This is a genomic window from Nocardia sp. 852002-20019_SCH5090214 (assembly GCF_001665865.1).
GTDB lineage: Bacteria > Actinomycetota > Actinomycetes > Mycobacteriales > Mycobacteriaceae > Nocardia > Nocardia nova.
In genome coordinates this window covers 58347-72425 of record NZ_LZMK01000285.1, presented here as the reverse complement: position 1 = coordinate 72425, position 14079 = coordinate 58347, and the positions used below count along the sequence as shown (strand labels likewise).

14 protein-coding genes are annotated in these 14079 nt (G+C 67.9%); 9 read left to right on the top strand and 5 right to left on the bottom strand.

Features of this window, described 5'->3' with window-relative positions; genetic code table 11:
* Positions 1–123 precede the first annotated feature (123 nt).
* Both A5780_RS22235 and A5780_RS22230 read left to right on the top strand, forming a co-directional pair.
* The gene (locus tag A5780_RS22235; RefSeq protein ID WP_231983052.1) at positions 124–1863 is read left to right on the top strand and encodes a hypothetical protein; all 1740 of its coding nucleotides are present in this window, start codon (positions 124–126) and stop codon (positions 1861–1863) included.
* Positions 1864–1913: 50 nt separating this feature from the next.
* The gene (locus tag A5780_RS22230; protein WP_030514814.1) at positions 1914–2540 is read left to right on the top strand and encodes a DedA family protein; all 627 of its coding nucleotides are present in this window, start codon (positions 1914–1916) and stop codon (positions 2538–2540) included.
* A 6-nt stretch (positions 2541–2546) separates the two neighbouring features.
* On the opposite strand, the gene A5780_RS22225 is transcribed toward A5780_RS22230, so the two are convergent.
* Entirely contained in the window at positions 2547–3653 is a 1107-nt protein-coding gene (locus tag A5780_RS22225) for a 4Fe-4S binding protein (protein WP_064909495.1), read from the bottom strand.
* A gap of 158 nt (positions 3654–3811) precedes the next feature.
* Positions 3812–4450: a TetR/AcrR family transcriptional regulator gene (locus tag A5780_RS22220; protein ID WP_064909494.1), complete on the bottom strand. Its 639-nt coding sequence runs from the start codon at positions 4448–4450 to the stop codon at positions 3812–3814.
* A gap of 91 nt (positions 4451–4541) precedes the next feature.
* Here A5780_RS22220 and A5780_RS22215 point away from each other — a divergent pair, with 91 nt between their 5' ends.
* The 3 genes from A5780_RS22215 (at position 4542) to A5780_RS22210 (ending at position 7837) form a co-directional block, all read left to right on the top strand.
* Positions 4542–5840, top strand: coding sequence for a glycosyltransferase (locus A5780_RS22215; RefSeq protein ID WP_064909493.1), 1299 nt, complete (start codon positions 4542–4544; stop codon positions 5838–5840).
* Positions 5841–6091: 251 nt separating this feature from the next.
* Positions 6092–6244, top strand: coding sequence for a hypothetical protein (locus A5780_RS40150; RefSeq protein WP_156747545.1), 153 nt, complete (start codon positions 6092–6094; stop codon positions 6242–6244).
* A 162-nt stretch (positions 6245–6406) separates the two neighbouring features.
* Positions 6407–7837, top strand: a complete 1431-nt coding sequence (locus A5780_RS22210; RefSeq protein WP_082976644.1) for an FAD-binding oxidoreductase — start codon at positions 6407–6409, stop codon at positions 7835–7837.
* A gap of 14 nt (positions 7838–7851) precedes the next feature.
* Here the strand turns inward: A5780_RS22210 and A5780_RS22205 are convergent, their stop codons facing one another.
* Positions 7852–8370 carry an isoprenylcysteine carboxylmethyltransferase family protein gene (locus tag A5780_RS22205; protein ID WP_064909492.1) on the bottom strand — a complete coding sequence of 173 codons (519 nt, stop codon included), beginning with the start codon at positions 8368–8370 and terminating at the stop codon, positions 7852–7854.
* Between the two features lie 87 nt (positions 8371–8457).
* On the opposite strand from A5780_RS22205, the gene A5780_RS22200 reads away from it, so the two are divergent.
* Positions 8458–8934: a MarR family winged helix-turn-helix transcriptional regulator gene (locus A5780_RS22200; protein ID WP_063015995.1), complete on the top strand. Its 477-nt coding sequence runs from the start codon at positions 8458–8460 to the stop codon at positions 8932–8934.
* On the opposite strand, the gene A5780_RS22195 is transcribed toward A5780_RS22200, so the two are convergent.
* Positions 8898–9992: a DUF2332 domain-containing protein gene (locus A5780_RS22195; RefSeq protein WP_064909491.1), complete on the bottom strand. Its 1095-nt coding sequence runs from the start codon at positions 9990–9992 to the stop codon at positions 8898–8900. The genes A5780_RS22200 and A5780_RS22195 overlap by 37 nt on opposite strands.
* A gap of 54 nt (positions 9993–10046) precedes the next feature.
* Between A5780_RS22195 and A5780_RS22190 the strand changes: the two genes are divergently transcribed.
* The 3 genes from A5780_RS22190 to pip all read left to right on the top strand — a co-directional run bounded on the left by A5780_RS22190 (position 10047) and on the right by pip (position 12657).
* Entirely contained in the window at positions 10047–11231 is a 1185-nt protein-coding gene (locus A5780_RS22190; protein ID WP_064909490.1) for a citrate synthase, read from the top strand.
* Positions 11232–11316: 85 nt separating this feature from the next.
* Complete coding sequence (locus A5780_RS22185) at positions 11317–11655, top strand: hypothetical protein (protein WP_064901442.1); 339 nt, start codon at positions 11317–11319, stop codon at positions 11653–11655.
* Between the two features lie 42 nt (positions 11656–11697).
* Positions 11698–12657, top strand: a complete 960-nt coding sequence (pip, locus tag A5780_RS22180) for a prolyl aminopeptidase (RefSeq protein WP_064901440.1) — start codon at positions 11698–11700, stop codon at positions 12655–12657.
* A gap of 6 nt (positions 12658–12663) precedes the next feature.
* Here pip and A5780_RS22175 read toward each other — a convergent pair whose 3' ends face one another.
* The gene (locus tag A5780_RS22175; protein WP_064909489.1) at positions 12664–14028 is read right to left on the bottom strand and encodes a CYTH and CHAD domain-containing protein; all 1365 of its coding nucleotides are present in this window, start codon (positions 14026–14028) and stop codon (positions 12664–12666) included.
* Positions 14029–14079: the final 51 nt, after the last annotated feature.

Genomic DNA, 14079 nt, shown 5'->3' with positions numbered 1-14079 from the left:
CCGCCGGATTGACAGCCGTCCACACGCGGATTCAAGATCGACCGACGTCTGTAGATGTACTCGCGAGGGGGCGCAAAAGCTGTTGTGTCCCTTGGCGACTCTTTCGAGTATGGGTTCTGGTGAATGGTTGAGGTAGTAACAGCGCGGCCGGAAACCTCCGGCGGGCAGCGGGAGAACCTGCGGCAGCGACGCGGGCGATCATGGTGGGGCGCGGCGGCCGCGGTGACGAGCGGCGTGCTGTTACTGGTGTGGCAGGCGGCGCAGTACGGCATCTGGCTGGTCGACGACGCCGGAATCACGTTCGCGTATGCGCGCAGTGTCGCCGAGGGTGCCGGGCCGGTACTGCAACCCGGCGCGCAACCGGTCGAGGGATTCTCCGATCCCACCTGGCTCGCGGTGCTGGTGCTGGGCAAATGGTGCGGCTTGTTCGACTCCGGCGCCCTGTTCGGCATCCCGGACTTCGTCTTCTACCCCAAGGCGATCGCGGCACTGTGCTGCGCCGGAATCCTCCTCTGCTGCTACCTCGCCGCGCGGCGGGTGTCGCGTTGGCCCGCGGTGGTGACGTTCGTGACCGGCGCCGTGCTCGCCGCGATTCCGTCCTTCGTGATCTGGTGTTTCTCCGGCCTGGAGAACTCGCTGTTCGCGCTAGCGGTATGCGCTCTCGCCGTCCGCCTGTTCCTGGCGGTGCTGGACGAGCGGCTGTGGACACCCGCGGTGGCCGTGACGGCCGGTGCGATAGCGGCGTTCGCGGCGCTGACCCGGCCCGACGGCCTGATCTACCTCGCGGCGTACCCCCTGGTCTCGGTGATCCTGGTTCGCCGTGCCACCTGGCCCGTCGCACTTCGTCATGTGCTGTATTCCGGTGCGGCGTTCGCGATTCCGTTCGGGGCGTATCTGGTGTGGCGGGTCAGCGAGTTCGGCCGGCTCGTCGCGAATACGGCGGTCGCCAAGAATCAGGCGATGCCGACCGTGCACGACCTCACCAGAGCAGGCGATCTGGTGCAGTACGCGGGCGCGCCCGCCGTGGTCGCGGCGGTCGGTGTGGTCGGGCTCGCCCTGTCCGGCCCGAGCAGAATCCGTAACGGCCTTGTCGCCCTGCTGGTTCCGCTGACGCTGGCGATCACCGGCTACTGCGTGCTGCAACCGGATTGGATGGGGCAGTTCCGGTTCGCCACTCCGGTCTGGGCGCTCGCCGCGCTCGTCGTCGTGCTCTCGGCGACCGAGGTTCTGGCCCGGCTGCGCACCCGGGGCCGGGCCCTCGTCGCGCTGACGCTGGTCGCCGCCATGATCCCCTCCGGTGTCGCCCTGGCGGACGCCGCCGACTCCTACCGTGCCGATTCCGATATCCCGTTGTGCTGGATAGCCTTTCGCTTCGGCCGCTACTTCAACGGCTACGCCGACATCCTCGACCTGCAGCAGGGCACGTTGCTCGCCCCCGACATGGGCGGAAGCGCGCTGACCTCTCGACTGCGGCTGATCGATATGGCAGGACTCGCCGATGCCCGGATCGCGGACATCTACGCGGGCAAGGCCGATATCGGATTGGCCGACTACGTATTCGAGGATCTGAAGCCGACGTTCGTCCACACTCACGGCGTCTGGATGCAGAACGGATTGACCGTCGATCCGCGTATGGACCGCGACTACTACCGGATTCAGCAGTCTCAGAACCTCGCCAGTCCGGACGAGGACTGGGTTCGCAAGGATGTAGTCCGCGGCGACAAGCAACTCGGGCAACTGCGCCGGTACTCGGCCGAGGTCCTTCCGCACCTGTTGTCGGACTACCAGAAGACCGGTGACTGCGGAACGGTGCTACGACCGGGTCAGACGGTCGAGCGCAGGCGGCAGGGGAACGCTCCCTAGAGCGGACGCCGTGTCCGACCCCGAATCCGGCAAACCGTTACGGTTGTCCCGTGACCGGCACGTGGACCGCACTCAATCCGACGAGTGGGTCTGCGCTGCTGGCCAACTTCGGGGCGCTGGCCGTACTGGCCGGAACCTTCGCCGAGTCGGGGCTGCTGGTGGTCGGGTTCTTCCTTCCGGGCGACACCTTGATCTTCCCCGCCGGCATCCTGTGCGCGGGCGGGACCCATTCCGGCCCCCACCTCATCCTGTGGCAGGTATTGCTCTGCGCCGCAGTGGGTTCGATCGCCGGCGCGCAGGCCGGATACGTCTTCGGCAAACACGGCGGCCGCGCCGTCCTGCACCGCACATCGAACTCCCGAGTGCACACCGTGGTGGCCCGCGGCGAACGCTGGCTCGACCGGTACGGCGCGCGCCGGGCGATCGTGATCGGCCGATTCGTGCCGATGGTCCGGACGGTCATCAGCCCGGTGGCCGGGGTGCTCGACGTGCCGACGCGCACGTTCACGCTGTGGCAGATCGTCGGCGCGATCGTATGGTCGCAGAGTTTGGTCCTGCTGGGTTACTGGCTCGGGGCGTCGGTGCCGAACGTCGACAAGTATCTGCTGCCCGCGGTCGCGGTCATCGTCGTGGTGTCGCTGTTGCCGCTACTGGGGCAGCTGCGCAAACGCTCGTAGCCGAGGTCACTCCGGCGTAGCGCCCCGGCGCGGGCGCGGCCCGATCTGATCGAGCAGATCGTTGACCTCGTCGCCGAACCCGTTACCGACCGGCTTCGGCGTCTTGTTGGGAAACCGGCGCGTGACGTGTTCCTCGGCCGCGGATCCCGGCAATACGTAGACGGTTTCCGCTTTGTTCTGCAACGGGCGCACCACCTCGTCGAGATGCGATTTCCGGTCGTCGAGGAAGGCGCCGATCACATCTTCGCCGGCCGGGCATACGGCCATGCAGTAGCCGGCCTTGTAGTTGGGTTTGAACGAGAGGCTCTGCCACATCGAGAACGATTCCCCCCTGGTCACCCGCTCGCGGTAGTCGTCGCGGTCGGCGCTGTCGGCGACGGTTTCGGCCCAGTCGGTGAAGCCGCCCATGAACTCGCGATAGTTGTGGGTGTAGCAGGCCTGGAAATCGAAACCACCGTCGTTGGTGATCGCGCCGACCGGGCACGCGGAGACGCACAACTTGCATTCGAGGCACGGATTGAAGTCCAGCGCCGCACTCGGCTCGTCGACCACCGCGTCGGTCACGACGGTGCCGAGCAGGATGAAATTGCCGAACTTCGGATGAATGACGTTGCGGTGAATTCCCATGACTCCCAGGCCCGCCGCCTCGGCCACCACCTTGTGCGCGAGCACCCATACCCGCCCCGGAAACTGTTCGACCTCCATCGGATATCCGGGCGCCGGATAGACCGCGCGGTAGCCGGCCTCCTCGAGGGCCCGGGTGATGCGCCGCGATACCACGTTCGTCTCGTCGTCGGCATGGTTGAACTCGGCGTTGGCGAGGCTACGCATCGGACTGCGCAGATTGTCGCGGTTCATCCGGAGACAGAAGGCCACGAAGGTGCGGGCCGAGGGCAGGATGCCGCGCGCGTGCTCGCGCTCCTGCGCCACCCTCGGATCATCGACGGACACGAAGCCCACATCGTCGGCTCCGGCAGCGAGGCAGATCTCCCGCAGCCGCTCAGCGCTCAGCACCGGATCCGGCGCCTTTCTCGCCTGTGCGGCAAGGTGTTTCACGGTCGGATGCTCCGCGTAGCGCCCTGCATCGGTCGGCTCCCGATCGGTTGACGACATCGCGCCCCTCCTATCTCCACGAGACGTATGGCCTCGAAGAGATAGACGAATCCGGTGACCGGAATTCATCGCCGGTATCCGCTGCGGCCGCAGACGTTACCGAACCGCAACCGGGGATGCGATGTCGAAGAGCACTGCGAAGCAACTGCTTTCGGATCTCAGCCGAATTGACGCCGGACCGCGGCGACGAGCCACTCCTCGTAGCGTTCCATGCTCCATCCGCCCTGCAGGACGAGCTGCTGATGACTTTCGGGCGACCAGAGGAACGACAGCTCGTCGGCCGCGGTCTCGGAATCGATGTCGGCCCGGGCGATTCCGCGTTCGAGCAACATGCCGACCACGGTGCGGTAGTCCTGCTTGCGGCGCGTCAGCAGTCCGGCCAGCGCCTCGGCGACGGCGGCATCGGCGTTGGCGGCGCTCAGGAACTCCGTCCACAGCACGCTGGTGCGAGCGTTCGCCGCGGCAACGAAGCTCGCGGCCGCCCGCAGGAAGGCGTCGTGGTCGGCGATGGCGTTGACCTCGACCGCGGCATCGCTGTCGGAGACGGGCGCCTCCCCCTCCTCGCCCGCGAACGCCTGCTCGAAGGCGCCCAGCAGCAGATTGCGCTTGGGGCCGTTGGCCTTCACGGTTTCGGTCGAGACTCCGGCGCGCGAGCCGATATCGGCCAGCGACGTGCCGCTGTAGCCGCGCTCCACGAAGCAGGCCGCCGCGGCGTCGAGCACACGGCGGCGGGTCGCCGCGGCCTGTTCACTGCGCAGGGCGGATCGGTAGGTCCGGGTGGCGGTCTTGTCACTCATCTCAATTCCTAATTGACTACCCCGGTGAGGTAGTGAATACTTCATCGGTGTCACCAATCTTACTTCGCTTCACACGTCGGAAGACCTGCCCATGATCTCCGTTCTCCTGACCGCCACACCCGTGCGCAGCCACGTCACGCCCCTGCTGTCTATCGCGGAGGCGCTCGTCGCCGCGGGCGACCGCGTGCGGTTCCTCACCGGTAGCCGCTTCCGCGACGACGTCCTCGCGACCGGCGCCGATTTCCTGCCGCTCCCGCCGGAGGCCGACTACGACGATCGCGACATCGATGCCGCCTTCCCTGGCCGTCGCGGACTGTCGGGCCCCGCGGGCATTCGATACGACATGATCGAGATCTTCCTGCGACCGGTCCCCGCCCAGTTGCGGGCGGTCCGGGAGGCCATCGCCGCCGAGTCCACGGATGCCGTTCTGGCCGAGTCGATGTTCGCCGCCGCCGCGGTCCTGAGCGGTATTCCGCGCGCGGAACGACCGCTGCTGGTCAACCTCGGGATCCTGCCGCTCGCGCTGAAGGATCCGGATGTCGCGCCCTTCGGTCTCGGGATCACGCCGATGCGCGGGCCGCTGGGACGTCTGCGCAACGCGGTCCTCACCCTCGGCGCCGAGAAGGTCGTGTTCGCTCCCGTGCAGCGCTTCGCGAACGAGATCGCGCGCGCCGAGACCGGGCGCGCCCTACCGCGGTTCTTCCTCGACTGGCCGGCCGGAGCCGACCACATCGTGCAGTTCACCGTCCCCGAATTCGAATATCCGCGCCGCGGCCTGCCCGACACCGTGCATTTCGTCGGTCCGGTGGCGCGGTCGCGGCCGTCGGCGATCTCGGTGCCGGAGTGGTGGGACGATCTCGCGGGCCGCCGCGTCGTGCATGTGACACAGGGCACGGTCGCCACCGGTGAATGGACTCTGATCGAGCCCACGGTGCGCGCACTCGCCGGCGACGACGTCATCGTCGTCGTCAGCACCGGCGGACGGCCGGTCGACACGCTGCCGGACAACCTGCCCGCCAATGTGCGTGTCGCGGAATTCCTTCCCTACGACCGATTGCTGCCGCAGACCGACGTCTTCGTCACCAACGGCGGCTACGGCGGCGTGCACTATGCGCTCGAACACGGAGTGCCGATCGTGGTCGCCGGCCGCACCGAGGACAAGACCGAGGTCAGCGCGCGGGTGGCGTGGTCCGGAGTGGGCATCGACCTGCGCACCGACAACCCTGCGCCGGACAAGGTCGCCACCGCGGTCCGCACCGTGCTGACCGACGAGCGTTATCGCCTGCGTGCCGAGGCAATCGGCGATGCGATCCGCCGATCCCCCGGTCCCGAGGCCGTGCACGAGATCATCGCCGAGACAGTGCGATCCGCCACCCAGCAGCGGGCATAAAGCTCGTCCGGTGATCAGGTCGGGGGCGGCGTTCGAGTTCGCAGGCCCTAACGACGACCGCTGTGGCGCGGACCTGGTTACCAGGAGTCGTTGAGAGGCCGGTGTAGTCAGCCTCCGAAGTGGGATCCGGTCGCTCGCCACCCAGGCGGCCGGTGCATCGCAAACAGTCCGCGCGGCCGCCACGGCGCGGCCCCCACGCTTGCTTTCCAATCCTGTTCTCTCGCTTCAGGAGTGCCGATCAGCGTCCGGACGTGCGCACACTGCGCGGCGCCGGCGTCATCTACAGAGCGGCCTCGAGCACCGCCGTCGATAAACGATCCGCTCACGACAACCACACCGGCAGCTCGAAACCGTCCTGGATCACCACGGCCGATGATCTGCGCGTCCGGCCGTTCACCCTGTGACACACGGATCATCGCAAGACATCGCATATCTCGCGTTGCCTCGCAAGGCTAATTCTCTTCGACCACATCATCTCTCACGTCATCCGACCTGCATTTCCTACCGGCCGGACGATCCATCGCGCCCGCATCGGGCCGCACCAGCCACCCCGACAAGGAGAAGTCATGCCCCTTCCGCACGAAGCCCTCCGCCGCGCCGACAGCAGACCCCGCGTCGTCATAGATCGAAACACTCGGGCACCGAATAACTTTCGCACCCTCGACGACCTCGCGGCGGCCCTGACTGGCGCCCTCATTCGTCCGACCGACGCCGGCTGGGATCAGGCCCGCGCCGCCTGGCAACTGCTGGCCGATCAACGACCGATCGCCGTGGTGACCGCGGCGACCACCGACGACGTGGCACTCACCGTCCGCGCCGCCGCCGCACTCGGACTGCGCGTCGCACCGCAATCCACCGGTCACAACGCCACTCCGCTGGATGACCTCGCACGCACGATCCTGCTGCGCACGGGAGCACTCGACCGGGTCGAGATCGACGCCGATGCACGTATCGCGCATGTCGAGGCCGGGGTTCGCTGCGCCGACCTCACGGCTGCCGCGGCAGCGGCCGGACTCGTACCCATCGGCGGTTTCTCGGCCGACGTCGGCGTGGTCGGCCTCGTGCTGGGCGGTGGCCTGGGCTGGTTCGCCCGCTCGCACGGACCCTCCCGCGCCTCGGTTCTCGAGCTCGAACTCGTCACCGCAGACGGCGTGATCCGCCGCGTCCGAGCAGGCGACGCCCTGTTCGATTCGGTCCTCGCCGGCGCCGATATCGCCGTGGTCACCGCCCTCACGCTGCGCCTGCACGCCATCGGTGATGTGGTGGCCGGCGCCCTGTTCTGGCCGGTCGAATCGACCCGCGACATCTTCCACGCCTGGACGGCATGGATCGCGACCGCACCGGAGACGGTGACCTCCGTGGCACGCGTCCTCCGCTTCCCCGATACACCCGAGGTGCCACCGATGTTCGCCGGACGGACTTTCGCGATCATCGAGGCCGTGGCGCAAGCCAACGCGGCGACGGCACACGACCTGCTCGCTCCGCTGCGTGAATTATCGCCTCTCATAGACACTTTCGACGTGGTCGCGCCGTCGGCGCTCGCCGGACTGCATATGGATCCGCCGACGCCCGTCCCGGCCCTCGGCTGCAGCGCGCTCCTCCGCACACTTCCCGCAGACGTGGTGGACGCCGTCGTCACCGCGGTCACCGACGGCCCCGCCGACACCCTCACCTCGGTCGAACTGCGCCACCTCGGCGGCGCCCTCGACCGCACCGAGGCGAGCCCCACCCGCCGATCCGCAGCACTGTTGTTCGCTGTCGCCGTGGTCCCCACCCCGGCTGCGGCCGACGCGGCCACGACCGGCTTCCAGGCGCTGAGCGATGCGGTCGCCGCCGTGCGTTCCGATCGCGACATCAGCAGTTTCACCGAGAGCGCCGCACCCCCGGAACGTCTGTTCGGCCGCGACCTGCCACTGCTGGTCGCCGCGAAGGCCCGCTGGGACGCCGCGGACGTGATCCACGCCAACCATCCGGTGCGAGCTCCATTCGCGGACTGAGGATTTCGAGCGAATCACACCGACGGTCCGTCACACCCATCGACCCGGCTGCCGGAGGGGTGCAGCCGGGGCACCCACGCCGGAACAGCGGCCCGGTAGTTCTCGTATTGCTCGCCATACCGCGCCGTCAGAGTCGGCTGCTCGTAGGTAACGACGAACAGAGCCGTCACCGCCCAGATCAGAGCAGCGTAGAGCAGCAGCGCAATCTGGCCGAAGAACAGCGATTGGCCGGCAATGATCATGACGACACCGAGGTACATCGGATTTCGAACATAGCGATTGAATCCACTCACAACCAGCGTCTCGGTGGGCGCGATCGGCGCGGGTGTCCCTGCGGAACGGGCGAACTCGATGAACGCACCGATCAGCGGTATCAGTCCCGCTCCGATCACCACGGCACCCACGATTTGCGCGGGGAGCCAGGTTTGGTGGAACTCCCAGCGCGAGATCCACCACGGAACGAGACCCGCGACCGTGCCCGGGGCAACGGCGAAGAAGACCAGAGTGCCGACAGCGGCATGGCGTTCAGGCATGACAACCACCTCATTATGCAGGCTACCTGCCTAAATTGTAGGCAGGTAGCCTGCGAAATGTCGAGGACATATCCGGAAGGTGGGCCAGTGACTCAGCCGCTCGTCGCACTACTGCGCGGCATCAGCGCGTCCATCGTCGGCGAACTCGTGACGACACTGCACGCCGCCGGCTATCCCGACATCACCGCCGCCCACCACCCGGTCTTCTACAACATGGACGCGGGCGGCACCCGCCTCACCACTCTGGCCGCCCGCGCCGGCATCACCCATCAATCGATGGGCGAACTCGTCGCCGACCTCATCGACTTGGGTTATCTTGCACGACAACCGGACCCGTCGGATCGTCGCGCCCGGCTGATCGTTCTCACCGAGAAGGGCAAGCGCGCCGTCCGCGTCGCTCGCGCCGCCGTTTCCGACATCGACCGAGCGTGGTACGCCCGGCTGGAGGCCGCAGGGATTCAGGGTGATCTCCGGACCGCGCTCAGTGCCGCCCTTCGTGAAGCGCAACAGAACTCCCAGGCTCACGGTCAGCTCCGCTCGGCACCGGGCTCGTCGAGCGGATAGGTGAACGCCGGAACGCCGTGCGGCATCGCACGGGCGAGTATCACCGGCTCGTTCGCACCGATCCGGACGGTGAGCCGGAACCCGTTGCGGTCGTCGGAGTTGTTCTGGGGTTCGAAAGCGACCCAGGCGAATCCGGCGTCGGCCCGCGAGTCCGCGGCCAGCCGGTCCAGCTCGGCGGTCACCGCCTGCCATTCGTCCTTGCGCACGTATTGGCGCATCACCGAATGCCAGACGACGGTCAGCGTGCCGGGCTCCACTTCGATGCCGGCGAGAAAGTCACGGGCGCCGGTTACGGCGATATCGACGGGGATCTTCTCCGCCAGTCGCAACGCTCCGTCGAGGCGGGCGGCACGGGCCTGCTGATCCGGCCAGACATACGCGCGCAACGCCAGTGCGTCGCGCGGCGACAAGGGATCCAGCGGCGTCGGATCGCAGCCGCGCCGCTCGACGACCGTGAGCCGCGGATGGCGTCGCACGGCGCCGGCCAGCCACTGCGGGACCGGTCCTCGCCACGCGTCCGCGATCGTGACCGGTGAGTCCTCCGGCCCCCAGCCGATATCGCCGCTGTCCCACCGGAAGTGGTCGGCGCGCAGGTTGAGGCCGCCGCTGGCGCCCAATTCGAACAACCGGATCGGCAGCGGAGTCGCATCGACCGCCGCGAGCAACCCGGCCAGCAAAGGAACGGCCCGGCCGACCTCGTTGGTCTGCGGCGGACGAGTCAGCCAGTCCCGGATCCACTCGGCCCGCTCCGCCACGACCTGCCGGAACGGCGCCCACGCGCCGGCGGGATCGTGGGCCCGCACCGACGCGCCCGAACTGGGATAGAAGGGCGCGAGATCGGCTGCGGCGCCGGACAATACCAATGCGTGCACGCCGGCCAGCAAGCGCAGCGGCACCGCGGAATCGAAGTCGATGGTCTCGTAGCCCTCCAGAACCGCGGCGCAGGGTCCACGATCGTCGATATCGCGCGCGATATCGCGCAGCAGCGAGCCGTACAGCGGTGAACCGAGCTTGTCGCACGCCTTGGCCTGCAGCTCGAATTGCGATACCAGGTGCATGAGTGAACTGTGCGCCCCCGCACGACCGTAATCAATATTGATTATGGTCAACCCATGGAGTGGATAGACACCGCCGACGCCACCGAACGGCTCGGGGTGAAGCCCGCGACCCTCTACGCCTACGTCAGCCGTGGCGTGCTGAAACGCCGCTACGACCCGGTCCGGCGGCGCAGCCTGTTCGATCCGGCCGAGATCGAGGAGCTGGCCCGGCGAGGCAAACCGCGCCGCAAACCCGCGCCGACCGAGATCGACATCGCCTCCCGCATCACCACCCTGGGCGTCGACCGGCCGTATTTCCGCGGTCGCGACGCCGTCGACCTGGCCGCCTCGCACACCTTCGAGGCCGTCGCCGAATGGTTGTGGGACGGCGACCTCACCGACAGCGGCCCCTGGGAATTCTCCGACAAGGCGGTAGCGGCAGCCCGCGCCACCCAGGCCGGCCTGCCCGAGGGCCTGCTGCCGATCGACCGGCTGCAACTCATCGTCACCACCTTGGCCGTCGGCGACCCCCTGCGCTTCCACCGCGACCGCGCGACCGTCGTCACCATCGCGCGCGCCATGATCGCCGGCATGATCGAGGCCCTTCCCCAGCTGTCCATCCCGGTCGGACGATCCGCCGCCGCGATGCTGTGGTCACGACTGTCCGCCACCGCGCGTGCCGACGACGGCCGACTGCACATACTCTGCGCCGCAATGGTTCTGCTGGCCGATCACGAGCTGGCGTCCTCCACGTTCGCGGCCCGGATCGCGGCCTCGGCGCATGCCGACCCCTACGCCGTGGTCGGCTGTGGCCTGGGAGTTCTCGGCGGCCCGATGCACGGCGGCGCCTCGCTGGCGGTGGAGCGGATGCTCGCCGAGATCACCGATCCCGGCGCCGTACCCAAGGCGCTGGACGAGCGTCTGCGCCGCGGTGAACGCATTCCCGGCGCCGGCCACGCGGTCTACCGATCGGGCGACGCGCGCGGCACCTACCTGGTGGATGCGATCCGAACGATCGCACCGGATCACCCGGCTCTCCTTGTGGCCGAAGCGATTTCGGCGGAGCTGCGGCACCGGCGCTTGCCCGCGATGAACAGCGATTTCGGACTCGGCGTTCTCGCCACGGTGTTCGACATGATTCCCGGCGCGGGCGAAATCATCTTCGCCGTCGCGCGAACGGCCGGCTGGCTGGCCCACGCGATGGAAGAGTACGAATCCGGAACGCTCATCCGTCCCCGCGCCGTCCCGCGACACCGATGACATCACGAACCGGGGATCGGACAGCCCTAACCGCTAAGATTCGATGACACCCCGAAGCGGCGCAAGACATACAGGGAGGGCAGCGATGCGAGAGGTCTTGGTCGCCGAGGTCCGGTCGGATTCACAGCCTCGGCGCAATCAGAAAGCGCGATCGAGTGACAACTTCTCGTTCGCGACCGTGCCGCCGGAAGCGGAAGAACTGCTCTGGCGGACGGGCCCCGGCACCGAAGTGATCAAGTTCAGTGTGATGGTCGACGTCCGAGCCAACTACGACCAGCGCGTACTCTCCAACATCGTCTCCGGCGGCAGAACCCGCATGCCGCTGGAGCGGAAGTCGTTGTCCCGCCGCGGTTTCTACATCGCCGATCCTTACGGGGCGACGCAGGAATTCGTCGTACAGGTGTATGCCCTGATCCCCGACTGAGTCGTCGACGCCGTCACCCCTGTTCCGCTAACCTCGGCAACCGTGCCGACCTCCTTTCCCCCGATCGACCCGTACGCCGACGGCCTGCTCGAGGTCGGCCAGGGAAATCAGATGTACTGGTGCACCAGCGGCAACCCCACGGGGCGGCCGGTGCTCGTGGTGCACGGCGGGCCGGGCAGCGGCAGCACTCCGGGACCACGAAAGTCGTTCGACCCGAACATCTTCCGGATCGTCCAGTTCGATCAGCGCGGGTGCGGCCGAAGCCTTCCGAGCGCCGCCGCCCCGGACACCGACATGGCCGTGAACACCACCGAGCACCTGATCGCGGATATGGAGCGGCTGCGCACCCATCTCGGCATCGACCGCTGGCTGATGTACGGCGGCTCCTGGGGTTCGACGCTCATCCTCGCCTACGCCGAGCGGTATCCGGAGCGTGTCACCGGGATCGTGCTGGTCGGCGTCACCACGACCCGTCGCCGCGAAATCGACTGGCTGTACCGGGGTGTCGCACCGCTGCTGCCCGCCGAATGGGAGCGATTCCGGGCCGGCCTGCCCGGCGATGGGGACCTGGTCGAGGGCTACCGGCAACTCCTGGAACACCCGGACCCGGCGGTGCGCCGCGAGGCCGCGATCGAGTGGTGCCGCTGGGAGGACGCGGTGATCGCACACGAATCACTCGGCCGCCCAGGGCAATACAGCGCGAAGCCGGACACCGCGATGCTCACCTTCGTCCGCATCTGCACGCACTACTTCGCGCACGCGGCGTGGCTCGACGAAGGTGTGCTGCTCCGCGAGGCCGGGCGGTTGGCGGGGATCCCGGGCGACCTGATCCACGGCCGCCTCGACCTCAGCGCGCCGCTGGAAACCGCCTGGGAACTCGCGAAGGTGTGGCCGGACGCTCGCCTGCACGTCATCGACGACTCCGGCCACACCGGTAGTCCTGCCATGAGCGACGCGATCGCCCGCGCCATCGCCCGCTTCGCGCAACCCGACGGCGGGTAGGGTCGCCTATCGCTCTCCGAGCCGCAGCGATTGCCGCACCTTCTCGGCGCGCTGTACCTCCCTGCCGTACAGCAAGCCGTAGGTGAAAGCGTTCTCCCCCGCCAGGTGCGCCTGGACGCCGAGGGTGCGTACCTCGGCGCGGGCGACGACCGCGTCCTGGTGGACGCCGAGGGATTTCTGCAACCTCTTCATGCGGCGGGCCAGCTTCTTCTTGCCGGTCGCCTCGGCCGCGTAGCGGGTACGTTTCGCCGCCTTCCGCACCTCGTGCAGGCCGCGATCGGTACCGAGCCGGCCGATGTTGTCGAAGGCGCGGTCGACACGGCGGCGCGTCTTGCGCAGCGCTTTGGCCTCCGTGCGCTTCAGCGGCAGTCGGTGGCTGGTTTCGACGCAGTCCAGCAGCGCGAAATACCGTTCGCTGTTCAGTGCCTCGAGCACGTCGGCGCGGGCCGCCGACCGGCGCGGGACGAATGACTCGGTCAGCCGCCGGCGGACCTCGCCGATCACCAGTTCGTCCGGTAAGGCCCTGACTTCCGCGACGAGGTGGTCGTGCAGAACCTCGAGGTCCCGCATGTCTCCGAGCACCCCGGAGAGCCACTTCAGCTCGTTGCGCAGCTCTCGCGATCCCTTGAAGGCCTGCAGGATGCTGCGCAACCGGCGGCCCGCCACCCGCATCTGATGTATCGAGTCGGGGGCGCGGCGCCGGATCAGGACGTCCTGCTCGATCATCTTGTCCGCCTGCTCGCGCATATAACCCTGCACGCCCGGCTCGGGCGGACGCCGCTCGGTACGGACACCGAGGACGCGCAGCGCCTTCGGCGGCGCATCCGACGGCTTGCCCAATCTCTTCTCGACGCTGTCGAACACATCCGGACCACCGCCGGCCAACTCGACCTCGATCTCCTCCCACGACATCACCGAGGACGACTCACCGAGCGTCTGACCGGACACGCTGTCCGCGACGACCTCGGCCGCGACTCGGCCCGCCTCGTCCAGCAGCCGCCATTTCCGCCGCTTCGTCCGGATATGCGCGACCGGCGCGAGCGGTTGGCCCCTGGTGATGCCCGTCAGCATGTCGGTCAGTTCCTCCGGCGCCGATTTGCCCCCGCGCCCCAGCGGGACCTGGATTTCCTCGCGGGTGTCCTCCCCCAGCGGCAATTTCAGATGCCACCCCGCGTCGTCCCCACCGGTCCGGCGCCGAAGCGTAATTCCCTTGTGCGCCAACCGCAGATCCGCGGTGTCATGGTAAACAGCGTCGAGCACCTGTTCGTCGGTCAGCGGGTCGAGAGTCATACCGGGCACATCATCGAGCGGCACCCCACCCGTGATCGGCAACTGGTACTTCCGTTCCCTTTCGTTCACGTGCGTGGCCATATGTTCCGGCTACCACGAATGAGCGACTTCAGTCACGTTACAGCGAAGGTA

Excerpts from the sequence above, each read along its gene's own strand:
- A5780_RS22235 (WP_231983052.1), top strand. The coding sequence starts at position 124 with ATGGTTGAGGTAGTAACAGCGCGGCCGGAAACCTCCGGCGGGCAGCGG.
- A5780_RS22225 (WP_064909495.1), bottom strand. The coding sequence starts at position 3,653 with ATGTCGTCAACCGATCGGGAGCCGACCGATGCAGGGCGCTACGCGGAG.
- A5780_RS22220 (WP_064909494.1), bottom strand. The coding sequence starts at position 4,450 with ATGAGTGACAAGACCGCCACCCGGACCTACCGATCCGCCCTGCGCAGT.
- A5780_RS22215 (WP_064909493.1), top strand. The coding sequence starts at position 4,542 with ATGATCTCCGTTCTCCTGACCGCCACACCCGTGCGCAGCCACGTCACG.
- A5780_RS22210 (WP_082976644.1), top strand. The coding sequence starts at position 6,407 with ATGCCCCTTCCGCACGAAGCCCTCCGCCGCGCCGACAGCAGACCCCGC.
- A5780_RS22205 (WP_064909492.1), bottom strand. The coding sequence starts at position 8,370 with ATGCCTGAACGCCATGCCGCTGTCGGCACTCTGGTCTTCTTCGCCGTT.
- A5780_RS22195 (WP_064909491.1), bottom strand. The coding sequence starts at position 9,992 with ATGCACCTGGTATCGCAATTCGAGCTGCAGGCCAAGGCGTGCGACAAG.
- A5780_RS22190 (WP_064909490.1), top strand. The coding sequence starts at position 10,047 with ATGGAGTGGATAGACACCGCCGACGCCACCGAACGGCTCGGGGTGAAG.
- A5780_RS22185 (WP_064901442.1), top strand. The coding sequence starts at position 11,317 with ATGCGAGAGGTCTTGGTCGCCGAGGTCCGGTCGGATTCACAGCCTCGG.
- A5780_RS22175 (WP_064909489.1), bottom strand. The coding sequence starts at position 14,028 with ATGGCCACGCACGTGAACGAAAGGGAACGGAAGTACCAGTTGCCGATC.